This is a genomic window from Aurantibacter crassamenti (assembly GCF_016811105.1).
In the GTDB taxonomy this organism is placed as follows: domain Bacteria; phylum Bacteroidota; class Bacteroidia; order Flavobacteriales; family Flavobacteriaceae; genus Aurantibacter_A; species Aurantibacter_A crassamenti.
Map to the genome: position 1 here is coordinate 2,148,950 of NZ_JAFBGM010000001.1, position 24,294 is coordinate 2,173,243.

The following is a 24,294-nucleotide window of genomic DNA, read 5'->3' on the forward strand; positions in this document are numbered from 1 at the left end:
CTTTCAAGCAAAATCACTGAACTTTGTTGATATAAAAGTAATAAGTTATAACTGAACACCCTTCCATCCGAATCATAAATATTTTTCCTTTGTAGTGTGAATGCGTCATTAGTGCAAGTTAATGTGTTGAACACAATTGAATTAGCATGTTTTATAGGCGATTATTGCAGTGCTGGTAGTGCATTTTCAACAGCGAAAAGCATTTGTAAATATACTTAGGTACAATATTTGACGTTATTAAAATTAATACAAGGTTAGTCAGAACACTATGCTACAAAAAATAACTGCTTTAATCTTCGTTTTCTCGGGGATGGTTTTTATAGGGAATGCCCAAGAGACCAAAATCTACACTCACAATCAAAAGATGTATCAAGATGCTTTGTCATTGTACAACAATGAACAGTATCAAGCTGCGCAAACTTTATTTCAAAAAGTAAAGAATACTGCGCAAGATGGCGAAACAAAAGCCAATAGTGCATATTATGAAGCAAATGCTGCTGTGCGTCTCAATCAATTGGGCGCGGATCGTTTGATGGAAGATTTTGTTGAACAATACCCAACTTCAACAAAACGGAACAATGCTTTTGCTGATGTGGCAGAATATTATTTTGAGACGGGCAAATATCCGTATGCCTTAAAATGGTATAACCGTGTAGATCAAGGTGCACTTTCAAGAGGTGAGATGGAACGCTTTAATTTCAATTACGGCTATTCATTGTATTCTTCTAAGAAAACAAAAGAAGCAGAAAAATATTTAAATAAAGTTGTTGATTCTCAAACGTACGGATCACAAGCAAAATATTACTTAGGCTATATTTCATATCAAGAAGACGATTATGAAGGGGCGAATGAACGTTTTGATGAAATTACTGACCCAGAAATTCTCGAACAAAAAATGAGTTATTACCAAGCTGATATGAATTTTAAGCTTGGTAAGTTTGAAGAAGCGATATCACTTGCGAAAGGGTATTTGCCTAAGGCAGACCGCAAAGAGGTTTCTGAACTAAATAAAATTATTGGTGAGAGTTATTTCAATTTAAAGCAATATGATAATGCTATTCCGTATTTAGAAGAATACAAAGGCAAACGAGGTAAATGGAGTAATACGGATTATTATTTATTAGGATATGCCCATTATAAACAAGGCGATTACGCAGGTGCCGAGCAACAATTCAATAAGATTATTGGCGGCACAAATAGTGTTTCGCAAAATGCATACTACCACTTAGCTGAATGTTATTTGAAATTAGATAAAAAGCAGGAAGCGTTAAATGCTTTTCGAAATGCTTCGCAAATGGATTTCAGTGCAGAGATCCAAGAAGATGCCTACTCGAATTACGCACGTTTGAGTTACGAAATTGGTAATGCATATGAACCCGTACCTCAAGTTATTTCAGATTATTTAGAAAAATATCCGAACGGAAAAAATACCCAAGAAATGCAGAGCCTTTTGGTTGATTCATATATCACATCAAAAAACTTTCAAGGCGCTATGGATTTACTTGAGAAGAACAGAAACTATGCAAGTAAAGCTACCTATCAAAAAGTTGCTTTTTACAGAGGAGTTGAACTTTTTGTCGATGCTGATTATGATGGTGCATCTGCCACTTTTCAAAAGTCATTAGATAGTGCAGAGGATGCATTGTTTACAGCTAGAACAAATTATTGGAAAGCGGAATCTGATTATATGTTAAATCGATTTGATGATGCCTTAGCGGGTTTTAAGCGTTTTCAATCAAGTCCGCAGGCATCAAGAACTACAGAGCAAAATGAATTGGATTATAATCTTGCTTATACTTATTTTAAGTTGAAAGATTATGGGCAAGCAATAGCGAGTTATAATAGTTATGCTGGATCAGGTACAAATGATACTCATAAATTGTATGACACGTACTTGCGAATGGGTGATAGTTATTTTGTAACCAGCAAATATTGGCCGGCCATAGAAACCTATAACAAAGCCTTGGAGTTAACAGGTCCTGAAAAAGACTATGCAGCATACCATAAAGCGATTAGCTATGGTTTTGTTGGTAGGCAAGAGACTAAAATTCAAGAGTTGACCAATTTTGTGTCAACCTATTCTAATTCTACTTTAAAAGACGATGCGCTTTATGAACTAGGAAATACCTATATAACGGCAGGACAAGAAAATCAAGGTTTGCAAGCGTATGGTCGTCTTATTAATGAATACAGCGGTAGTTCTTTAGTACCTCAAGCGATGATGCGTCAAGGTTTGGTGTATTATAACTCAGGCAAGAATGAAAATGCATTAGAACGATTTAAATCGGTTGTAAGCCAATTTCCAAAAACACAAGAAGCGATACAAGCCGTTGCAACAGCTAAGTTAATTTATGTTGATACGGGTCGTGTAGATGAATATGCTGCGTGGGTTAGAGATTTAGATTTTGTAGAGGTTACTGATTCTGAATTAGATAATGCAACGTATGAATCTGCAGAAAAGCAATTACGTGATGGAAATCAAGATGCAGCAATTAGAAGCTACGAGAAATATTTAAAAGAGTTTCCGAACGGGTCTCATAATATAAATGCGAACTTCAATTTGGCGCAATTGTATTTTGGAAAATCACAAAAAGAAAAAGCCTTACCGCATTATAAATTTGTAGCGGATAATGGGGTGGGTGAGTACACCGAACAAGCACTAACAAGAGTATGTGAAATTTATATTGGAGATAAAGATTATGCTACGGCATTACCATATTTGCAGCGCTTAGAAAATCAGGCAAACATTCAGCAGAATAAAATATTTGCGCAGAGCAATTTGATGAAGGGTTATTATCAGCAGAAAAATTATGGTCAAACCATGGCGTATGCTGAGAAAGTTTTAGCTACATCAGCAATTGACAATCGTATTAAAAGTGATGCTCAAATTTTTATTGCTCGATCAGCAATTGCAACCAATGATGAAGCGAGAGCTAAAAGTGCGTACCAAGAAGTGATGAAAATTGCCACAGGTAGTCTGGCGGCCGAGGCTTTGTATTATGATGCCTACTTTAAATTCAATTCACAAGACCACGAAGGGTCAAATGTTTCTGTGCAAAAACTAGCTAAAGATTATGCCAGTTATAAAGAATGGGGCGGAAAAGGACTGGTGCTCATGGCTAAGAATTTTTATGCCTTAGGTGATGCATATCAAGCCACTTATATTCTTGAAAATGTCACTTCTAATTTTACGCAATACCCAGAAATTGTTTCTGAAGCAAAAAGTGAGTTGACGATAATAAAGGCGAAAGAAGCGCAAAGCAATTCTTCAGTTAATCCGAATGGTAACTAGAATACAATGAAATTGAGAACAACTATGTACAAGCATATATTTATATTTTTTATTCCAGTTTTTTTCTTGGGTTTAGGCGTGCATGCACAAGAAGATGAGGGTGAAGACGAAGAAGGTCTAGGCACTGAAACAGTAACGGTAACAAAGGCCTATACGCCTACAATTTCGGATGCATTTAAGATAAAATCGTTACCTGAAATGAACGATTCAATTGTGCTTCAAAAAAAGAAAATAGACTATACTATTTTTTCTGTTCCGGTTGCATCAACATTTACACCCGCAAAAGGTAAAGCTGCTACAGTTAAAAAAACTCCACCGCCAATTCTATTTAATTCTTATGCCTCAGTAGGTGCGGGTAATCCGGGAAATGTGTTAGCCGATTTTTATACAAGTAGAGCAATAGGTCGTGAAGACCGTTTAGATTTGGGGTTAACTCATAATTCGTCACGCGGTGATTTTGACGATGTATTCTTTGATAATAAATTTTCAGATTCAAAATTAGATGCGTCGTATTCACAACGTGATCGTGATTTTGACTGGGTTGCTAATGTGGGTTTTCAACATCAATTATACAACTGGTATGGTACACCTGAAGGCGCACTAGATTTGGTAACTGTAGATGAAAAAGACGCGCGTCAGAATTATTTTATGGGTGAGGTAAGTACCAAACTCAATATGGCCGATTCTTTTTTCAAAAGTGGCGAATTATTATATCGTCGTTTTTGGGATAGTTATAAATCAGGAGAAAATAGAGTAGTTTTTGAACCAGTTTTTGACTTTCCAATTACTGATGAAGAATTGAGTTTAGGGGCAAAAGTAGATTGGGTGAACGGTAAGTTTGAAAATGCTAGTTTAAATAATACGGATAATACACCTGAAATAAAATACAACAATTTACAAGTTGGTTTAAATCCGAATTTAAAAATTTTGCGAGATAATTTGACTTTAAGATTAGGGGCAAAATTTATTTACGGAATGGACTTAGAAAATAGTGATGGTAGTTTTCATATTTATCCTGATGTAACTGCATCGTATCGTTTGTTAGATGATGTTGCGATTGCTTACGGTGGTATTGTTGGTGATTTACGTCAAAATTCATATTACGGTTTCATTGATGAAAATCCGTTTGTGTCGCCAACTTTATCTATGCAGCCAACAGATCAACAGTATGATGCTTATGTTGGTTTAAAAGGCCAGTTATTTGCTAATTTAAGTTACAATATTAAAGGGTCTTATAAAGCTGAAAACAGATTGCCATTGTTTAAGTTAAATCCTTCAAATGCCTCTAGAGGCGAAGGGCCATATGTTTTTGGAAATTCTTTTGATGTTTTTTATGATGATGTAAAAACCTTTGGTGTTTTTGGGGAGTTGAATGTAGATGTAAATCGAAATTTCGCCTTAGGCATAAATGCCGAATACTATTCATATAACACAGAAACAGATAACCCAGCTTGGAATTTGCCTGATTTAACAGGAAGTCTTTTTATGGATTATCAAATTGGTGAAAAATGGTATATGGGTGCTAATCTATTCTATGTTGGTAAGCGTAGCGATATTTCATCTGTAGCCGTGCCAAGTACACCGGCGAATTTATTTGCTTCAGAGATAATTGAGTTAGATGGTTATTTTGATGCGAATGCACATATAGGTTATCGTTTAAATAAGCAGTTGTCAATTTTTGTAAAGGCAGCAAACATTGCCAATAACAATTATCAAAGATGGGCCAATTATCAAGTTCAAGGGCTCCAAATCTTAGGTGGAGCAACCTATAAGTTTGATTTTTAGTGGTTTATTCTTACTGAGACAAATGCATATTTGAATGTATAATGACTTTACTGAAATTATAAACTTCGTTTATCGTTAATAGATGACAGTTAGCCTGTTCTACTGGTTTATTAATAGGCTTTTGGGTATTTTTGAAATGCTATATAAAAGAAAATTTTCTACAATGTTTGAATCTAAGAATTTCAAAATTTTATTGTTGTTCGTTTTTATTGGGCTACTATCATGTTCATCTGATAGTCCAACAACAAATCCTGTGCCTGAAGTTGATACTGATGGTGATGGTATTTTAGATAGCAAAGAGATTACAGACGGCACAGATAAGAATAATGCTTGTGACCCGATTCGTAACTCCGGTTACACAGCATTTAGTGCTTCAAATTCAATATGGGCCGCTGCTGATTGTGATAATGATGGTGTTACCAATGGTGCAGAAGTTACCAACGGTACAGATCCTTATATTGATGATTTAGATACTGATGGTGATGGTTTATTAGATTCTGAAGAAATTGCAGATGGCACAGATAAAAATAATCCTTGTGACCCAGTGCACGATGCCGATTATGATGAATACAATGCTACAAATGCAAATTGGGCTGCAGCAGACTGTGATGGCGACGGAGTAATCAACGGTGATGAGGTGTTAAACTCGACTGACCCATATGTTGATGATCGCGAATACGCAGTTGCTGAATTATTACCTAATTTATCAGAATTAAAAGTATTTGATGGTCCGCTTGAAGATTTAAAATTCAATAGAACGGCACATGAATATAGTTTAATCACACCTTTGTACACCGATTACGCCTATAAGTTGCGCTCAATTTCGCTTCCTAAAAACGCCAAAATGACCTATAACGGCGAAGGTTTGTTAGCGTTTCCGGATAACACGGTTATTACTAAAACCTTTTATTATTTAAATGATGAGAGAGATGCAACTATAGGGAAGAAGATAATTGAAACTAGAGTTTTAATTAAAAAGAATGGTAGTTGGGTGATGGGTGAATATATTTGGAATGATGCTCAAACAGAAGCTATTTTAGAGGAATCTGATGATGTGAAAGTGGTCTTGGTAGACTATAAAAACACAGAAGGTGAGTGGGAAAGTGTTGCTTATGAAGTGCCGAATATGACAGCCTGTATTCAATGTCACAATAATAATGGTACAACTTTTCCTATTGGTCCGAAGTCGCGAAATATGAATTTTGAATATTTGGGTAAAAATCAAATAGAATATTTTGTTGACAAGAATATGTTGACAGGAGCCCCTGCAGTTAATCAAATTGCAGTTTTACCAGATTGGGAAAGCACCTCCGAAACAGTTGAAAATAGAGCCAGAGCATATATGGAGGTTAATTGTGCACATTGTCATCAACCAGGTGGTTTTAATGGAAACCCCGTGGTAGAAACGCTCGATTTTAGATTTGAAACACCCTATACAAATACAAATATTAGTGCAAAGAAGGCTGATATTATAGAACGAATAAATAGTGGTTTTCCGAATTTTTCTATGCCTTATACCGGTACAACAATTAAACATACGGAGGGTATTTCACTAATTGAAGATTATATCGATAGTTTGGATTAATTGCGCTTGCATATTGTAAATATTTGGTAATGAGGTTGTTGTTGCACTGTAAATTGCTATTTTTAAGATTGTTAAAAACCGCTAATAGATTATTTCTTCAAGAAAACATATTGTCACAGGCTTTTGCATTTTACTGTGCCAACTTGTTGTGAGTCAAAACTTGGTTAAAAACCCCAGTTTTGAATTTTATGATAAATGCCCAGTAAAGCTCGGAAATTTAAAAGATGACCTTCATGATTGGTCAGCCCCAACAATAGGCTCTACAGACTATTTTAATTCTTGTAGCACGGCTATGGGTACCCCTGAAAATTTTAACGGATCTCAACCTTCAAATTTTGGTAAAGGATACGCCGGATTATATCTGTATGCACCAGAAGATTATAGAGAATATCTTCAGGTAGAATTAGATCAGCAATTAGTAAAAGGCAAAAACTATAGGGTGTCATTTTATGTAAGTTTAGCCGAACGTTCAGATTTTGCAATTAAAGAATTTGGAGTATTGTTTTCAAATAAGAAATTAGATGTGCCGATTAAGAAAGAGTTGTCTAAAATGCATTTGTATAAGCAAGAAGGTTATGAATATAATTATCTAGAAATTGGCTACAGTAATTTCTATTCAGATACTAAAGATTGGATTTTAGTTCATACCCAATTTAAAGCGAAAGGTGCTGAGAAATATATCGTCATTGGTAACTTTAAAAGTAATAAGCGCACGCGAATGTTTAGAACCAAGCGTAACGCGAATCAAGGCGCTTATTATTATATAGATATGGTTTCGGTTGCATTACAAGAACCGCCATTATCTGAATCTGCACTTGTAGCAATTTCTAATGGAAAAGAAACCAAAAACATAGAACTTGATAAAAGCTATGTTTTTAAAAACGTGCTTTTTGAGTTTGATAAATCAGTGCTATTAGCACCATCTAAAATTGAACTTCAAAAAGTAGTCCAACATTTAGAGGCAAACGCCATGTTGTCTATTGCAATACATGGACATACGGATAATGTCGGAAAACCAATGTACAATAAACAGCTTTCCCATGAACGAGCTGCAGCAGTAGCTGAATATCTAATTACTGCTGGTATCTCAAAGGATCGAATTTCATGGCAAGGTTACGGTAGTGAAGTGCCTCTGATGGATAACAACAATGAAACAAATCGCCAATTAAACCGGCGTGTTGAATTCATCATTTCAAAAGAAAAGAACTAACTAATCCTACTTTTTAATAGTCTGAGTATTCCGTTGGGTACAACATATATTTCGTGTTTTTTGAAACATTATTTTGATACTCAGGTCTAACTTTAAGCTTTGCCCAGACTGGTGAATCTACAAAAGACTTCCAATTTGCTGTTTGGGCTTCTTTGTTTTTATGGGTAGTCATGTACATTAAGTTTGGCATGTTGGGTCCTGAAATAACCGACCCATAAAAAACAGCATTAAAGCCAAGGTCATCAAATAATGGAACCTCTCCACCTGCATTAAACATGTCTACTTTATTTACGTGTAATTTTTCTGTTGCAGACTCATAGCTTCTCATTTCATATACGCGATCTTCACGTGGACCATCTAAATTCGGTTCGGCCATTTTAGGCATATCAATAAATGCTTTTAAAAGTATTGATTCTATTCTTTGGTATGTTGGTTTGTCATGTGGTGCTTGTAAATATGCACTTCCTTTAGTTGTATGCAGTGCATTAGCGTCTAACTTAGAATTTAACGAAAGAAAATCATCCATAGAATTAAATGGAATTAATACATAGGTTTTACTAATAACAGAGTCTCTTTCTTTGAATACACCAATTGAAGAAATTCCAATTTCTTTTAAAGCAGGTAGGTATGCATTTTCAAGGTAGGTATCTGTAGCTTTTATTTGCTCTGCATTGTCAAAAGAGTAAATTTTTAGTTGATAAAATTCTCTTTGTGCGTCTTGCGCATACGAATTACTAACCGTTGTGAGCATAATTATTAAAAAGATTCTGAATATTTTTTTTGTTGATTTCATTTTTGTTCTAGTTTTAATTGGAATAAACTTAAGCAAGACAAGTGACATTTCCTATTTGGTGTAATGATGTTTGGTCAATTTAACAAAAAGCCTACATTTGTTAGGCGCAAACATAGTGTTTGAGTTAAACTTAAATTTTGAGAAATGAAATTATTAAAATTTACTTCTTTGGTATTCACATTTTTTTCTTTGGTCTTTTGCGTGAACACGCTACAAGCGAGTTCTAATGTTGAGTCTAATAAAGTTGCATTTGAACTTAATGATGCTGTTCTTGGTACTTGGGCCTATAGCGTACCAGATGTAGATCCAGCATATTCAAAAGGTGTTATGCATATAACAAAAGCCAGTGGAGCTTATGTTGTAAATATTGAATTACCAGGTGGTACTTTAACTACTGTAGATGTTGAGGTAAAAGATGATGAGGTAAAGTTTGCGTTATATATTGAGGGTTCACGTGTTGAAGTAAAAGTACTTGTTGATGGAGATAAATTAACTGGGTCAGGCACTTCAGAACAAGGACCTTTTACGCTTGCGGGTACGCGAATGATATAGTTTGTAATAAAAGAATTTTGATTCGCTTTTATTAAAGTAAAAGTTTTAGATATAAAAAAAACCGTTCACAGAAGTGAACGGTTTTTTTATTAGAATCTATCTAATGTTAAATTTTAATAGGTAAGCTCACTCTAGTTGTACCCCAACCTAAAATTAAATTTGTACCGCCTACTGCTTCTTCAAAAACTATTGAAAATGCTTCTAGAGATTCGCCACTTGTACTTTTAATTGCCTTTGCGCGTACAACATCAGCTGACTTATCATAGCTATAAGCTCCCCATTGGTTTAAACTTTTATTTAAAATAATTGTCCAATCTGCATCACCAGGAATTGAAAATAAAGAATATGTACCTGCAGCAATTTTAGTTCCACTAATAGTAGCTTCTTTGTAAAAAGTAATTTCAACAGCTTCATTAGCACCAGTACGCCATACTTCGCCAGCTTTCGCTAATTCAGAAACAGAACGTCCTTTCAGTTGTGGTCTGCTGTAGACAACTTTTATTGACTTATCAAGGTTTTTATGGCCCGAAGGGAAAGTCTCAATGTCAGCCGGACTCTTGTCTAGTCCGTTAAAGCTTTGTGCATTCGCTTGTGTTGAAAATGCTAATGTAATCGCCATAAAAGCGATGGTAAGTAAGTTTTTCATAATGTGTCTATTTTTTTTCTTGGATTTATCCCAAGTTTAGCAAAGTTAAAACTAATTCGTAATATTTTATCTACAACTATAAAGTCGTTTAAATATACCCAACTTACAGAATGCTATAATGTAATGTCAATGGGTGAGTGATAAGTATGTATATGTATTAAAAATCAATCTTATGATTACAATTTGTAACCTATATGAATTTTTGTGTTTCAATATTTAATTATATGGCGCATCTTTGACTTTAAATTAGATAACTTTTAGATTATGTGCGGAATTGTATGTGCTTTCGATTTGAAGCAAGAAGCTGAGGTTTTAAGACCTCAAATATTAGAAATGTCTAAGAAAATTCGGCATCGTGGTCCGGATTGGAGTGGTATTTATTCAAATGATAAAGCCATATTAGCACATGAACGTTTGGCAATTGTTGATCCAGCGTCTGGTAAGCAACCATTATTGAGTCCTGATGGAAAATTGATTTTAGCAGCAAATGGTGAAATTTATAACCACCGTGATTTAAGAAAACAATTTGAAGGTAAATATGATTTTCAGACAGCTTCAGATTGCGAAGTTATTTTAGCATTGTACCAAGAAAAAGGTGTTGATTTTATTGATGAAATGAATGGCATATTTGGTTTTGCAATTTATGATGCTGAAAAAGATGAGTATTTTATTGCACGTGATCATATGGGCATTATTCCTTTATACATCGGATGGGACCAAAACGGAACTTTTTATGTAGCATCTGAATTGAAAGTTTTAGAGGGTGTTTGTAGTAAAATAGAATTATTTCCTCCAGGACATTATATGTCAAGTAAAGATGGAAAGTTTGTGCAATGGTACAAACGTGATTGGAGCGATTATGATGCAGTAAAAGATAACGAAACAAGTATTCAAGAAGTTAAAGAAGCATTAGAAGCAGCTGTGCATAGACAGCTAATGTCTGATGTACCTTATGGAGTTTTACTTTCTGGTGGATTAGATTCTTCGGTAACCTCTGCTATTGCTAAAAAATATGCGCAAAAGCGAATAGAATCTGATGATACATCAGATGCGTGGTACCCACAATTGCATTCGTTTTCAGTTGGTTTAGAAGGTTCTCCAGATTTAGCAGCAGCAAAAAAAGTTGCTGATTTTATTGGTACAATTCATCATGAAATTAAGTTCACAATTCAAGAAGGGTTAGATGCTGTAAAAGATGTGATTTACAATATTGAAACCTATGATATTACGACCATTCGTTCTTCTACACCAATGTATTTAATGGCACGTGTTATTAAATCGATGGGTATAAAAATGGTGCTTTCTGGTGAAGGTGCTGATGAGATCTTTGGTGGTTATTTATACTTTCATAAAGCACCAAACGCGAGAGAATTTCATGAAGAAACTGTTCGTAAACTTGACAAGTTACATATGTATGATTGTTTACGTGCAAACAAAAGTTTAATGGCATGGGGAATTGAAGGTCGTGTACCATTCTTAGACAAAGAGTTTATGGATGTTGCAATGCGCATCAACCCACAAGATAAGATGATTAATGGTGAGCGAATGGAGAAATGGGTTGTTCGTAAGGCTTTTGAAGATATGTTACCTGAAAGTGTAGCTTGGAGACAAAAAGAACAGTTTAGTGATGGTGTTGGTTATGACTGGATTGATACATTGAAAGAAGTTGTTGAAAAAGAAGTTAGCGATGAGCAATTGGCTAATGCTAAATTTAGATTTCCAATTCAGACACCACAAAACAAAGAAGAATTTTATTACCGTTCAATCTTTGAAGGGCATTTTCCAAGTGATACGGCTGCCTTAAGTGTGCCACAAGAACCAAGTGTTGCCTGCAGTACTAAAATTGCTTTAGAATGGGATGAGGCGTTTAAAAATATGAACGAACCTTCTGGTAGAGCAATTATGAATGTGCATTCAGATTCATATAAAAAATAGTAATTAAACTTACTAAGATTGTTTAAAAACCCTGCTAATTAGCAGGGTTTTAACTTTAGGTATGAAATAATTAAGGATTATATTTTTTCTTCAAAAAACGGTGCTTTTTAAGGTATTGAATTTTCCACAATAGTTGTTAATAACTTCAATGTTTAAAAAACGTGAAAAGACTATATGTCATAGGGTATTCCATATATTTGTAAGATTGCAAAATTTGAAGTAAATACAACCTGATAATTTATGAGCGAAGAAGCCAAAAACGAAGATCAAGAAAAGGAAAATCCTCTAGATGCATTAAAGAAAGAAGGTGCATCAATGAAGGAGTATTCAGCAGATAGTATTCAGGCGCTGGAGGGTATGGAGCATGTACGTATGCGTCCATCGATGTATATTGGTGATGTTGGTGTTAGAGGACTACACCATTTGGTTTACGAAGTAGTTGATAACTCTATTGATGAGGCAATGGGTGGCCATTGTGATGCTATTAGTGTCATTATAAACGAAGATAATTCTGTAACTACTAGAGATAATGGTAGGGGTATTCCGGTAGGACTTCACAAGAAAGAAGGAGTTTCGGCACTACAAGTAGTAATGACCAAGATTGGTGCTGGTGGTAAATTTGATAAAGATTCCTATAAGGTTTCTGGTGGTTTACACGGTGTTGGTGTTTCATGTGTTAATGCATTATCACAACATTTAAGAGCAACTGTTTATAAAGATGGTAAAATCTGGGAGCAGGAATATTCTAAAGGTAAAGCGCTATACCCTGTAAAGAGTATTGGTGAAACTGAAGAAAGAGGTACTGAGGTTACTTTTTTACCTGATACATCTATTTTTACCCAAACTATAGAATATAGCTATGAAACGCTTTCGAATAGAATGCGTGAACTTTCGTATTTAAATAAAGGTGTTACCATTAGTATAATGGATAAACGCCAAAAAGATGAAGAAAGTGAGTCTGGTTATTTATCTGAAACATTTTATTCTGATGAAGGCTTAAAAGAGTTTGTTAAGTTTTTAGACGGCAATCGTGAGCAGTTGATTCAGAATGTGATTTCAATGGAAGGCGAGAAAAATGGTATTCCTGTTGAGGTTGCCATGGTGTATAACACTTCGTATACTGAGAACTTGCATTCCTATGTAAATAATATTAATACACATGAAGGAGGAACACACCTTTCAGGTTTTCGTCGTGGGTTAACAGGTACTTTGAAAAAGTATGCTGATGCTTCAGGAATGCTTGATAAATTAAAATTTGAAATTCAAGGAGATGATTTCCGTGAAGGATTAACCGCAATTGTTTCGGTGAAGGTTGCTGAACCTCAATTCGAAGGTCAGACGAAAACAAAATTGGGTAACCGTGAAGTTTCTGCAGCAGTAAGTCAATCTGTTTCTGAAATGTTGACGAACTATTTAGAGGAGAATCCAGACGATGCAAAAGTAATTGTTCAAAAAGTGATTCTTGCGGCACAAGCTAGACATGCAGCTACTAAGGCGCGTGAAATGGTGCAGCGTAAAACAGTAATGAGTATTGGTGGTTTGCCAGGAAAATTATCTGACTGTTCTGATCAAGATCCTGTAAACTGTGAGGTATTTTTAGTTGAGGGTGATTCGGCAGGTGGTACGGCCAAGCAGGGTCGTGATAGAAATTTTCAAGCAATACTTCCATTACGTGGTAAGATTTTGAATGTTGAAAAGGCGATGCCGCATCGTGTTTTTGATAACGAAGAAATAAAAAATATTTATACAGCCCTTGGTGTTTTTATCGGAACAGATGAAGATAGTAAGGCTTTGAATATTGAAAAACTACGTTACCATAAAGTAGTTATCATGTGTGATGCCGATGTTGATGGTAGTCATATTGAGACACTAATTTTGACCTTCTTTTTCCGATATATGAAAGAATTGATTGATAGTGGTCATATCTATATAGCAACACCACCTTTATATTTAGTTAAGAAAGGGCAGAAAAAACGTTATGCTTGGAGTGATGAAGAACGTGATGAGATAGCAGCAAGTTATAGCGGAGGTGTAAGTATACAACGTTATAAAGGTTTGGGTGAAATGAACGCGGAACAATTATGGGATACTACCATGAATCCTGAGTTTAGAACATTACGTCAAATTACAATAGATAATGCAACTGAAGCTGATCGTGTGTTTTCTATGTTGATGGGTGATGAAGTGCCACCTCGTAGAGAGTTCATTGAGAAGAATGCAGTTTATGCAAATATTGATGTATAATAATTGAACATACTTTTTTAGAAACCTCAGTTTAACACTGGGGTTTTTTAGTATTGCTATTTTATATGCAAATTATCAGTTGAAAAATAAAACCCTGAAGCTTCGCAATGCAAAGTTCAGGGTTTTTAATTAGGGTAAGAAATGGGGGTATCGAATTGTAGGTTACAATTATTCTCTTATGGCCAAAAGACTTCCGTTTTGAAATTCAAGCATATCACCCTGTAGCGATCCTTTCATGCTAACCGTTGTGGTAGGCATATCTGTTCCAGGATATGTTATGGTGTATACATCGTCTTCTACAGACCATCTAAAATCAGTTTTAAAGCTTAATACGTTGTTCGTGTAACTTTGATATCTACCAAGGTAAGCATCGTTAAAAACCCATTCATGATGAGTTGAATCATCGCTTTTGGCAGCAGAAGCTACACTCTTATCATTCCATATTCCAATTATAGGATTATCGTTTTCCGGTATGTCAGAACAACTCATTGTTAAGACTACTACTAGTAAGGCTAATAAAGAGTTTAAACGTTTCATAATAAGTAGGTTTCGGGGTTAGGCGACATATATAAAACGGAACAATTGTATCAATTATTTGTGCGTTTCGATGTGTGACCTACTTTTAAGACCATCTTCGATGTATGTCATATTTTTTTAACAATGTTGCATTTTATCGATCGTTGTTCTGGTGGTTTTTATCGATTAACGATTCGATGAAATACACTGTGCTTTTTGGTTCTTGTATTTTTTAAATCCGAAGTAGATAAATTAGTAGTTAAAACAATAATTTAAATGAAGAATTTACAGTGGTCATAAATTGATGTAGAAAAATATTGTCACAAAGAAGTTGATTAGAATATGATGGCCGATACTTTCAATTACAATTAAAGTGATTTTAATGCATCAATGTAGTTATCTTTTATGCAAATGAAAATTTCAACCTAAGTTAAACTTCATCAAGATTGCAAGTTCAATTAGTGTGAACCTGAAATGTGTATTTATATGATTGTATAAGCTAAAAAGTAGTTTGTATAATTATTTAAGCCGTAACCATGATTACTACTATTGTTATAGGTGTTTTTAATTAGGGAGTTGTCTTAGTTTAATTGGATAAAACAAAACCCCAATGCTCACTGGTAAAGAACATCGGGGGTAATTTAAGGGTTAAAAAGGGTTACGAATTGTAGGTTACAATTGTTCTTCTCTAATGGCCAAAGGGATTCCATCTTGAAGTGCTAACATATCGCCTTCTGTGGATCCTTTCATGCTTACCGTATGTGAAGGTAAATCAGTGCCAGGATATGATATGGTATAAACATCATCTTTTACTGACCATTTAAAATCTGTTTTAAAACTTATTTTGTTCTCATTGTAGCTTTGAAATCTGCCTAGATATGCATCGTTGAAAATCCATTCATGATGTGTTGTTTCGCTACTTTTATCGGCTAGTGAAATGCTGTTGTCATTCCAGACTCCGATTATTGGATTATTATTTTCAGGTATTCGTGTACAGTTTGCTACAAAGATGATGGCTAGTATGGCTAATAAAGAATATAAACGTTTCATAATAAGTAGGTTTCAAAATAGGGACATATATAAAACGAAATCACTATAGTTAATATTCATGTCGTTCGATGTACGGTATCATTTTCTCGATATGATTGACGAATTTCGATGAAAACCCTTTTTTTTAGACAAGGTTGCACTTTAACGATCGTTGAATTGACTATTTTATCCGATTAATGAATCTATAAAATACAAGGTTCTTTTAAAATCAGTATTTTTGTGCTCCGAATTAAATATAGATTCACTTTAAAATTAAAAAAGTATGAAAGTTACCGTAGTTGGCGCCGGAGCAGTTGGCGCAAGTTGTGCAGAATATATAGCAATTAAGAATTTTGCATCTGAAGTTGTTTTGTTAGATATCAAAGAAGGATATGCTGAAGGTAAAGCAATGGATTTAATGCAAACGGCATCTTTAAATAGTTTTGATACCAAGATTACGGGTACAACAGGAGACTACGCTAAAACAGCCAATAGTGATATTGCGGTTATAACTTCAGGAATTCCAAGAAAACCAGGAATGACTCGTGAAGAGCTGATAGGAATAAATGCAGGTATTGTAAAAACTGTTTCGTCTAATTTAATAAAGCATTCACCAAATGTTATCCTTATAGTTGTTAGTAATCCCATGGATACTATGACATACTTGGTACATAAAACAACAAATTTAGCGAAGCATAAGATAATAGGTATGGGCGGTGCTTTAGATAGCGCTCGTTTCAAGTACCGTTTAGCTGAAGCATTAGAGTCACCAATTTCAGATGTAGATGGTATGGTGATTGGTGGTCATAGTGATAAGGGTATGGTTCCATTAACTTCTCATGCTACAAGAAATAGTATCAGAGTTTCTGAATTTTTATCTGAAGAACGTTTAACGCAAGTTGCAGAAGACACTAAAGTAGGTGGTGCAACACTTACAGGTCTTCTAGGTACAAGTGCATGGTATGCGCCAGGAGCAGCTGTATCAGGACTTGTTCAGGCAATTGCTTGTGATCAGAAAAAAATGTTTCCATGTTCAACCTTTTTAGAAGGTGAATATGGTTTAAATGACATTTGTATTGGTGTACCTGTTTTATTAGGTAGAAATGGAATTGAGCAGATTGTTGATATCCCTTTAACCGATGCTGAGAAGGCTAAAATGAAAGAAAGTGCTGAAGGTGTTTCTAAGACAAATGGTCTGCTAGAACTATAATAAATACAAATAAAATTAATGTTAATAGGGCGTAACCGATAAACGGTGCGCCCTTTTGCTTTGCTAATATATTTTAATAAAGTTGTCTAATCGTTTAGTAAAACCATATATTTGCAGGCTGTAAGGAAAAAAACCAATTAATTTACCTAAATAATGCAAAATAAGGGACTTATAAAGCTTTTTGCTTTCTTGTTCGGATTAGTTAGTATCTACCAACTATCCTATACGTTTGTTACAAATAAAGTAGAAAAAGAGGCAACAATTTTTGCCAGTAGTAGAATTTCAGAAAGCGAAGATGGTTATGTGGCCAGAAGGGAAGCCTTGGAAGCTACTTATCTTGATTCTATTGGAGATAATTCAATTTTTGGTTATACTGATTATAATGATGCCAAGAAAAAAGAACTAAATAAAGGTCTTGACCTTAAAGGTGGTATCAATGTAACGCTACAAATTTCTGTAAAAGACATATTAAAAGGTCTTGCTAATAATACAAAGAACCCTGTATTCAATAAAGCATTAGCAGATGCTGATATAGCATCTAAAAATAGTGATGATACTTATCTCGATTTATTTTTTGATGCTTGGGATAATATCAAAGGGGATTCTAAACTAGCTTCACCAGATATCTTTTTCACCAAAGGTTTAAGCGATGAAATTGGTAGTATGGATGAGGCTTCCGATGATTCTGTGAAAAGAATAATTAGAACTAAGGTTGATGAGTCTGTAGAATCTGCTTTTGAAGTATTACGTGAGCGTATTGATGGTTTTGGTGTAACACAACCAAACATTCAACGTGAAGGTAACTCAGGTAGAATCTTAGTTGAACTACCAGGAGCAAGAGATATAGCAAGAGCACAAGATTTATTATCAAGTACTGCGCAATTAGAATTTTGGGAAACCTACGAATCAGGAAACCAAAATGTCATGAAATTCTTTTATGATGCAAACTTGAAACTTAAAGATATTTTAGAACCAGCTCAAAAAGCTGAGGAAACAATATCTAAAACAGAATCAGAAATTGATTCATTGTTATCTGATGTTGCACAAGATTCATTAGACATAGCAAATGAATTCAATCCGTTATTAAGCAAATTTGAACCTGCACCACTAGGGTATGCAGTTGGTTCTGCTGCAGTAAAAGATACAGCTGAGGTTGGTGCTTATTTAAGAATGCCTGAAGTAAGAAGGTTGTTACCAACAGAAATACAATTCACGAAATTTTTCTGGGAAAGACCAGCAGAAGAGAATGCAGAACGTGTTAGACTTTTTGCAGTGAAGTCAAGCAGAGATGGTGTGCCGAGAATGAGTGGTGATGTTGTTTCAGATGCAAGTGATATTTTTGATGAATATAGCAAGCCTGCTATTAGCGTTAACATGAATGTTAGAGGAGCTAAAGAATGGGAGAATCTAACAGGTGATGCATTCAATAACCAAACGGGTATTGCAATTGTATTAGATAACAAAGTATATACTGCACCGGGTGTTTCATCAGGTCCGATCTCAGGAGGTAGTACGCGTATTACGGGTCCTAATTTTACAATTACAGAGACAAAAGATATTGCCAACGTTTTACGTGCTGGTAAACTTCCAGCATCTGCTGAAATTATTCAGTCAGAAATTGTTGGGCCATCTTTGGGTCAAGAAGCAATCAATAGCGGATTTATGTCATTTATGATTGCAATGGCATTTGTATTGTTATGGATGATTTTCTATTATGGAAAAGCCGGTATTTTCGCTGACATTGCATTACTATTCAACATTCTATTAATTTTTGGAGTACTGACTAGTTTAGGAGCAGTATTAACATTACCTGGTATAGCTGGTATTGTTTTAACTATTGGTATGTCAGTAGATGCGAACGTTCTTATTTTTGAAAGAATTAAAGAAGAACTAGATAAAGGTAAAGGCAAACGTGAAGCCGTTCAAGATGGTTTTAGTAATGCATTATCTTCAATCTTAGATGCAAACATTACTACAGGTCTTACTGCAGTTATACTTTTCATCTTTGGTACTGGCCCAATTAAAGGATTCGCTACAACCTTATTAATAGGTATACTTACTTCATTATTTACAGCAATTTTTATTACAAGGTTGTTAGTAGATTGGTATTTAAGTAGTAGAGAAAGAAGATTAGATTTTAGTACTAGTTTGACTAAAGGCCTATTCAAGAATATCAATATTAATTTCTTGGGTAAACGTAAGATTGCCTATATCTTCTCTGCTATTTTGGTTATAGTTGGTATAATCTCTTTGGCTACAAACGGATTACAACAAGGTGTTGATTTTATTGGTGGTCGTTCATATCAAATACGTTTTGAGAAAGTAGTTAACCCTTCTGAAATAGCTTCAGAGTTAAATACTGTATTTGGTAGTGGTACTCAAGTGAAAACTTTTGGTGATGCAAATCAAATAAAAGTAACTACACCTTATAAAGTAGATGTTGAAGGTATTGAAGTAGATGATGAAATTCAGAACAAATTATTCACTTCATTACAAAAATATTTACCAGACGGAATGTCATTTGATGATTTTGTTGTTGGTGCTGATGATAAAGTTGTTGGTATTATGCAATCTATGAAGGTTGGGCCTACAATTGCTGATGATATTAAAAAGAATGCATTCTTAGCAATAATTGGTTCGTTGGCTGTAGTATTCTTATACATCTTATTTAGATTTAGAAAATGGCAATTTTCATTGGGTGCTGTGGCTGCAGTTTTTCATGATGTTCTGGTGGTATTGGGTGTGTTCTCAATATTCGGAAAAATCATGCCTTTCAATATGGAAATTGATCAAGCATTCATAGCAGCAATTTTGACTGTAATTGGGTATTCATTGAATGATACCGTGGTTGTATTTGACCGTATACGTGAGATAGTTGATGAAAAAGGCTGGCGAGGCGGAACCAATATAAACCTAGCATTGAATAGTACATTGAGTCGTACTTTGAATACATCATTAACTACATTAGTTGTGTTGTTGGCAATCTTTGTTTTTGGTGGTGAATCATTAAGAGGCTTTATGTTCGCAATGATAATTGGTGTTCTTATAGGTACTTATTCTTCATTGTTTATTGCGACACCAACAATGTTTGATACCTTGAGTAAGTCATTTCAAGGTGAGAAAGAAGACTAAAATAATTTTATATTAAAATAAAAAAAAGGTCCGCTAATTAGCGGACCTTTTTTGTTTTGCTTCCTGTTGATCCATTTTTGGTTTTAGTAAGCTCATAGATAAAATCCGGATTTAAATCTGGCTCTGTTCTATGTGAAACAAAGATTATTGCAGTTTCACTTTCATTTGAAAATTTGTTTACCAAACGTACAAATAGTGATGCACTTTTATCATCGAGTCCAGCAGTTGGCTCATCGAAAATTAATAGTATTGGGTGTTTTATCATGGCTCTAGCGCACATGATTAATCTTTTTTGCCCCATACTTAAATCATGGAATAAGGCATTTCTAAGATCCCACATGTCAATAAGCTCTAACCATTGTTTTGCGGTACGCAATTGTACCTCAGTAGGTTTCGTATAAAGCCCTATTGAATCGTTTAAACCGCTGATAATCATATTTTCAACAGAATGGTAGCCTGTGAACTTATCGGTCATTGAAGGGGTGAAGTAGCCGATTTTCTTTTTAATATCCCAAACGCTTTCTCCACTACCTTTTTTTGTACCAAAAATGAAAAGTTCTTGACCATAACCTTTTGGGTTCTCACCTGTAATCATTGAAAGTATGGTTGTTTTACCAGTTCCATTATTTCCTTTTAGCTCCCAGAAATCACCCTTCTGTATTTTCCAGTTTATATTTTTTAGAATTTGTTTGTCTAGATATGAAACATGTACATCTTTTAATTCAATAAGTGTTTTTGCTTCATAATCGATTGAATGGATAGGAGGGGGGATGCTTTTTGAAATCGAAGTTGTGTCAGAATTTGAGATTTGTAAAGTGTCTAGTTGAAGTAAATCTTTAGCCTCAAGTTTAAAGTAGGTTTCAATAAAAGGAAGTAAATCGGCTTTTCTACTAATAATTTGCACCAGCGAAACCGTATTACTAATTGCAGTTAACGTTGATTTTAAATCAGCTTGAGAACTTACATCTAGATTGTCAAACGGATTATCTAAAATAATATAATCGGGTTTACTCGCTAATATGTGTGCTAGTAATGCTTTTTTTTGTTCTCCGCTAGACATTGTTTTTAAAGCCTGTGTTGTAGAACTGGTGACTAATTTATTTCCGTGACGATCTTCAAGATCAATTAATTTGGCTAAAGCTAATTTTGAAAATAAGGCCCCTTCGGTTTGCTCTAAAATATGAAATCCTTTTGGTGGCTCATTATTTAGTATGCAAGCGATAAAATTATTTTTATCAGAATTATTATCAATAAAGATGGCCCAATGTTCCTTTTTGCTCATGTAAAAATTGAATAAAGTAATTTATGGTTTCTGTGCTTAATTAGCCTTTTCAAATTTATTCAAAATAGTCAGGGTAAAATAATATCACAAAAAATAAGGGATAAGGTTAAATTGTTACAGCATTATGAAAGGTAGCATCGTATAATTTAGGTTATTTTGCATTTGCTCAATTAAAAACGATAATATGACAATTGGAGTTTTAAAAGAAATTGTTGGAAGTAAGGTAGGGCTAGTGCCTGCGGTGGTAAAAAAGTTCATTGCGAATGGCTATGTTGTAGTGGTAGAGCACAAAGCAGGACGCAATTCATATATCGCAAATGCAGATTTTGAAGCTGAAGGAGCATCAATTTGTTCGCGAAGTGAAGTATTTGAAAAAGCTGATATCTTAATTTCATACACCTCTTTATCAGACGAAGAGATGAAGCAACTTCGTAAAGGTCAAATTTACATCTCGCATTTCAAGCCTTATATTTATAAAAATGTTGCAGACAAACTAAAAGCTCAAAATGTTTGGGCCTTTAGTCTTGATATGATACCAAGGTCTTCAATAGCACAGTCTATGGATGTCTTGTCTTCAATGTCATCAATAGCAGGTTATAAAGCAGTACTTCGTGCAGCTGATTTGTTGCCAAGATATTTACAAATGATGATTACTTCAGCTGGAAGTATTAAACCAGCTAAAGTTTTTGTTATTGGCGCTGGTGTAGCTGGTTTACAAGCCATTGCTACAGCAAAAAGATTAGGTGCAATTGTTGAAGCCATTGATACTAGAATTGAAACCGAAGACGAAGTTAAAAGTTTAGGTGGTAAGTTCTTAAAAGTTGAAGGAGCAAACCAAGCAACAGATCAAGGTTATGGGGCTGTGCAAAGTCAAGAGTATATAGATAAACAACGGCAAATGATGTTTGATGCTATTTCACATTCAGATATTGTAATATGTACAGCTACTGTTAGAGGTACAAAAGCACCTGTTATTGTTACCAAAGAAATGGTAGACACTATGCGTAGAGGTAGTGTAATAGTTGATTTAGCTGCTGATGCTGGTGGAAATTGTGAGTACTCAGAAAATAATAAAACGGTTGTAACCGCCAATTACGTACAAATTGTTGGTGATTCAAATCTTTCTGATGCAGCAGCTGTTGATGCAAGTACGCTTTTTGCGAACAATGTATTTAACTTTTTAAAGTATATCTCAACTAGTGAATTACAATTAAGAACGGATTTAGAAGAAGATGAAATTTTTACTTCTTCTTGTATAGCTAGACAAATTTAAAAATAGAAAATGGAAGCAATTATTTCTTTTATAGAGCAGAACATTGAGATAATATATCTCTTGACTTTTGCCATATTTCTTGGTTTTGAAGTGATATCTAAAATTCCAACGGTATTACACACCCCATTAATGTCAGGTTCAAATGCAATTAGTGGCGTGGTATTGATTGGTGCAATATTATTAATTCGTGTTACCGAGCCTACCAATTATTTCGCATTGATACTAGCAACAGTTGGTATTGTATTAGGAACCATAAACTTAGTAGGTGGTTTTGCTGTAACAGGTAGAATGTTGGAAATGTTCAACAAGAAAAAGAAAAAATAAAAGAGCAATGGTAGTACTTGATTTTATCTTATTTATCGCGGCGGTTTTATTAATAATTGGTCTTCGAAAATTATCACATCCAGATTCTGCAAGTAGAGGAAATACATTAGCAGCAATTGCATTGGCTTTAGGCGTTGTGGTTGCACTAATTTATCCGCTAGAAACACAGAACAATAATTACTTGTTTATCGGTATTGGAATTTTGGTAGGGGCCATTATCGGAATTATTTCTGCCCGAAAAGTGGCAATGACAGCAATGCCAGAAATGGTTTCATTGTTCAATGGGTTTGGTGGATTATCTGCCGGACTTATTTCATTAGTTTGGTTAATAAATAATGGATCAAAAGGTGAAGGTTCAGATTTAGGAGTTGTTTTATTCAATCTCTTTCTAGGGCTAGTCGCATTTAGCGGTAGTATGATTGCTTATGGAAAATTAAGTGGGAAACTAAAAGATGAACATTTAAAAATACCATTTAGCACTGTTGTAAATATTCTACTACTTATCGTTACCCTCGGAGCTATATTCTATTTCTCGTACCTCGGTGTGCTTTCCACTCCAGAATTAATTGCATTTCTTGTGATTTCGTTTATATACGGAGTGGTGTTTGTTGCGCCAATTGGAGGTGCAGATATGCCTGTAGTAATTTCAACTTTGAACTCTTTAACAGGAATCACAGCAGCCGTTTCGGGTATAATTACAGATAATAAATTAATGCTTCTTGGCGGCGTATTGGTAGGGTCATCTGGTATTATTTTAACCTTGTTAATGTGTAAGGCCATGAACCGACCATTATTGAGTGTAATTTTTGGTAATTTCTCTTCTTCAAAAGGTGAAGAAAAACAAGTACATGGAAATGCTAAAGAAGTGACAGCAGCCGATTTAGCAGTGCAATTGGCCTACTCACAAAGAGTATGTGTGGTGCCCGGTTACGGAATGGCAGTAGCTCAAGCGCAAAAGATATTAAAAGAAGTAGAAGAAGTATTAGAAGATAAAGATGTTGAATTTAAGTATGCAATTCATCCTGTTGCAGGTAGAATGCCGGGCCACATGAATGTATTACTTGCAGAGGCAAATGTTTCTTATGACAAGTTACTAGATCTTGATGATGCCAACAATTATCTTGACACTACAGATGTAGCTATTATCGTAGGCGCAAATGATGTAGTAAACCCATCGGCATTAGATGATCCTGCTAGTAAAATTTACGGAATGCCTATTTTAAATTTGGCTAAAACTAAGAATGTGGTGGTGCTAAAAAGAAGTATGAATCCTGGGTATGCGGGTATTCAAAATCCATTATTTTTCAAAGACAATACGAAGATGCTTTTTGGTGATGCAAAAAAGAGTATTGAACATATTTTAAGGGAATTAAAAGAGGTGTAGTCACTGCAATAATTTTTAATTAATTTTTTTTATGGGGTTTATATAAAGCTATTTTTCACAGCATTATATAAACCCTATTTATTTTTGTTTTACAAATCAATA

17 protein-coding genes are annotated in these 24,294 nt (G+C 34.7%); 12 read left to right on the top strand and 5 right to left on the bottom strand.

Annotated elements, in window-relative coordinates; translation table 11 throughout:
- Window positions 1-268: 268 nt before the first annotated feature.
- The 4 genes from JQC67_RS08755 to JQC67_RS08770 all read left to right on the top strand — a co-directional run bounded on the left by JQC67_RS08755 (window position 269) and on the right by JQC67_RS08770 (window position 7,872).
- Window positions 269-3,292 carry a tetratricopeptide repeat protein gene (locus tag JQC67_RS08755; RefSeq protein ID WP_203252439.1) on the top strand — a complete coding sequence of 1,008 codons (3,024 nt, stop codon included), beginning with the start codon at window positions 269-271 and terminating at the stop codon, window positions 3,290-3,292.
- Between the two features lie 6 nt (window positions 3,293-3,298).
- Complete coding sequence (locus tag JQC67_RS08760) at window positions 3,299-5,077, top strand: TonB-dependent receptor (RefSeq protein ID WP_238934544.1); 1,779 nt, start codon at window positions 3,299-3,301, stop codon at window positions 5,075-5,077.
- 163 nt (window positions 5,078-5,240) lie between these two features.
- Window positions 5,241-6,662: a hypothetical protein gene (locus JQC67_RS08765; protein WP_203252440.1), complete on the top strand. Its 1,422-nt coding sequence runs from the start codon at window positions 5,241-5,243 to the stop codon at window positions 6,660-6,662.
- Between the two features lie 148 nt (window positions 6,663-6,810).
- Entirely contained in the window at window positions 6,811-7,872 is a 1,062-nt protein-coding gene (locus JQC67_RS08770) for an OmpA family protein (protein WP_317198364.1), read from the top strand.
- A gap of 13 nt (window positions 7,873-7,885) precedes the next feature.
- Here JQC67_RS08770 and JQC67_RS08775 read toward each other — a convergent pair whose 3' ends face one another.
- The gene (locus JQC67_RS08775) at window positions 7,886-8,665 is read right to left on the bottom strand and encodes an NIPSNAP family protein (RefSeq protein WP_203252441.1); all 780 of its coding nucleotides are present in this window, start codon (window positions 8,663-8,665) and stop codon (window positions 7,886-7,888) included.
- Between the two features lie 144 nt (window positions 8,666-8,809).
- On the opposite strand from JQC67_RS08775, the gene JQC67_RS08780 reads away from it, so the two are divergent.
- Window positions 8,810-9,217, top strand: coding sequence for a hypothetical protein (locus JQC67_RS08780; RefSeq protein ID WP_203252442.1), 408 nt, complete (start codon window positions 8,810-8,812; stop codon window positions 9,215-9,217).
- Window positions 9,218-9,323: 106 nt separating this feature from the next.
- Here the strand turns inward: JQC67_RS08780 and JQC67_RS08785 are convergent, their stop codons facing one another.
- The gene (locus tag JQC67_RS08785) at window positions 9,324-9,863 is read right to left on the bottom strand and encodes a DUF2911 domain-containing protein (protein ID WP_203252443.1); all 540 of its coding nucleotides are present in this window, start codon (window positions 9,861-9,863) and stop codon (window positions 9,324-9,326) included.
- A 264-nt stretch (window positions 9,864-10,127) separates the two neighbouring features.
- On the opposite strand from JQC67_RS08785, the gene asnB reads away from it, so the two are divergent.
- Window positions 10,128-11,798 (top strand): asparagine synthase B, encoded by a 1,671-nt coding sequence (asnB, locus tag JQC67_RS08790; RefSeq protein ID WP_203252444.1) that lies wholly within the window; start codon window positions 10,128-10,130, stop codon window positions 11,796-11,798.
- A 315-nt stretch (window positions 11,799-12,113) separates the two neighbouring features.
- Window positions 12,114-14,042, top strand: coding sequence for a DNA topoisomerase (ATP-hydrolyzing) subunit B (gene gyrB, locus JQC67_RS08795; protein WP_238934705.1), 1,929 nt, complete (start codon window positions 12,114-12,116; stop codon window positions 14,040-14,042).
- A 168-nt stretch (window positions 14,043-14,210) separates the two neighbouring features.
- Here the strand turns inward: gyrB and JQC67_RS08800 are convergent, their stop codons facing one another.
- Complete coding sequence (locus tag JQC67_RS08800; protein ID WP_203252446.1) at window positions 14,211-14,579, bottom strand: hypothetical protein; 369 nt, start codon at window positions 14,577-14,579, stop codon at window positions 14,211-14,213.
- Between the two features lie 651 nt (window positions 14,580-15,230).
- Window positions 15,231-15,608: a hypothetical protein gene (locus JQC67_RS08805; RefSeq protein ID WP_203252447.1), complete on the bottom strand. Its 378-nt coding sequence runs from the start codon at window positions 15,606-15,608 to the stop codon at window positions 15,231-15,233.
- A 262-nt stretch (window positions 15,609-15,870) separates the two neighbouring features.
- On the opposite strand from JQC67_RS08805, the gene JQC67_RS08810 reads away from it, so the two are divergent.
- Complete coding sequence (locus JQC67_RS08810; RefSeq protein ID WP_203252448.1) at window positions 15,871-16,797, top strand: malate dehydrogenase; 927 nt, start codon at window positions 15,871-15,873, stop codon at window positions 16,795-16,797.
- A 153-nt stretch (window positions 16,798-16,950) separates the two neighbouring features.
- Window positions 16,951-19,929 carry a protein translocase subunit SecDF gene (gene secDF / locus JQC67_RS08815; protein WP_203252449.1) on the top strand — a complete coding sequence of 993 codons (2,979 nt, stop codon included), beginning with the start codon at window positions 16,951-16,953 and terminating at the stop codon, window positions 19,927-19,929.
- 37 nt (window positions 19,930-19,966) lie between these two features.
- Here secDF and JQC67_RS08820 read toward each other — a convergent pair whose 3' ends face one another.
- Entirely contained in the window at window positions 19,967-21,211 is a 1,245-nt protein-coding gene (locus JQC67_RS08820) for an ATP-binding cassette domain-containing protein (protein ID WP_203252450.1), read from the bottom strand.
- Between the two features lie 184 nt (window positions 21,212-21,395).
- Here JQC67_RS08820 and JQC67_RS08825 point away from each other — a divergent pair, with 184 nt between their 5' ends.
- The 3 genes from JQC67_RS08825 to JQC67_RS08835 are packed head-to-tail and all read left to right on the top strand — an operon-like array spanning window position 21,396 to window position 24,192.
- Window positions 21,396-22,484: an NAD(P) transhydrogenase subunit alpha gene (locus tag JQC67_RS08825; RefSeq protein WP_203252451.1), complete on the top strand. Its 1,089-nt coding sequence runs from the start codon at window positions 21,396-21,398 to the stop codon at window positions 22,482-22,484.
- Between the two features lie 9 nt (window positions 22,485-22,493).
- Entirely contained in the window at window positions 22,494-22,808 is a 315-nt protein-coding gene (locus tag JQC67_RS08830) for an NAD(P) transhydrogenase subunit alpha (RefSeq protein ID WP_203252452.1), read from the top strand.
- 7 nt (window positions 22,809-22,815) lie between these two features.
- Complete coding sequence (locus JQC67_RS08835; protein WP_203252453.1) at window positions 22,816-24,192, top strand: NAD(P)(+) transhydrogenase (Re/Si-specific) subunit beta; 1,377 nt, start codon at window positions 22,816-22,818, stop codon at window positions 24,190-24,192.
- Window positions 24,193-24,294 lie beyond the last annotated feature (102 nt).

What these genes read in the sequence shown, in the direction of transcription:
- JQC67_RS08755 (WP_203252439.1), top strand. Translation starts at nt 269, where the DNA reads ATGCTACAAAAAATAACTGCTTTAATCTTCGTTTTCTCGGGGATGGTT.
- JQC67_RS08760 (WP_238934544.1), top strand. Translation starts at nt 3,299, where the DNA reads ATGAAATTGAGAACAACTATGTACAAGCATATATTTATATTTTTTATT.
- JQC67_RS08765 (WP_203252440.1), top strand. Translation starts at nt 5,241, where the DNA reads ATGTTTGAATCTAAGAATTTCAAAATTTTATTGTTGTTCGTTTTTATT.
- JQC67_RS08775 (WP_203252441.1), bottom strand. Translation starts at nt 8,665, where the DNA reads ATGAAATCAACAAAAAAAATATTCAGAATCTTTTTAATAATTATGCTC.
- JQC67_RS08780 (WP_203252442.1), top strand. Translation starts at nt 8,810, where the DNA reads ATGAAATTATTAAAATTTACTTCTTTGGTATTCACATTTTTTTCTTTG.
- JQC67_RS08785 (WP_203252443.1), bottom strand. Translation starts at nt 9,863, where the DNA reads ATGAAAAACTTACTTACCATCGCTTTTATGGCGATTACATTAGCATTT.
- asnB (WP_203252444.1), top strand. Translation starts at nt 10,128, where the DNA reads ATGTGCGGAATTGTATGTGCTTTCGATTTGAAGCAAGAAGCTGAGGTT.
- gyrB (WP_238934705.1), top strand. Translation starts at nt 12,114, where the DNA reads ATGAAGGAGTATTCAGCAGATAGTATTCAGGCGCTGGAGGGTATGGAG.
- JQC67_RS08800 (WP_203252446.1), bottom strand. Translation starts at nt 14,579, where the DNA reads ATGAAACGTTTAAACTCTTTATTAGCCTTACTAGTAGTAGTCTTAACA.
- JQC67_RS08805 (WP_203252447.1), bottom strand. Translation starts at nt 15,608, where the DNA reads ATGAAACGTTTATATTCTTTATTAGCCATACTAGCCATCATCTTTGTA.
- JQC67_RS08810 (WP_203252448.1), top strand. Translation starts at nt 15,871, where the DNA reads ATGAAAGTTACCGTAGTTGGCGCCGGAGCAGTTGGCGCAAGTTGTGCA.
- secDF (WP_203252449.1), top strand. Translation starts at nt 16,951, where the DNA reads ATGCAAAATAAGGGACTTATAAAGCTTTTTGCTTTCTTGTTCGGATTA.
- JQC67_RS08820 (WP_203252450.1), bottom strand. Translation starts at nt 21,211, where the DNA reads ATGAGCAAAAAGGAACATTGGGCCATCTTTATTGATAATAATTCTGAT.
- JQC67_RS08825 (WP_203252451.1), top strand. Translation starts at nt 21,396, where the DNA reads ATGACAATTGGAGTTTTAAAAGAAATTGTTGGAAGTAAGGTAGGGCTA.
- JQC67_RS08830 (WP_203252452.1), top strand. Translation starts at nt 22,494, where the DNA reads ATGGAAGCAATTATTTCTTTTATAGAGCAGAACATTGAGATAATATAT.
- JQC67_RS08835 (WP_203252453.1), top strand. Translation starts at nt 22,816, where the DNA reads ATGGTAGTACTTGATTTTATCTTATTTATCGCGGCGGTTTTATTAATA.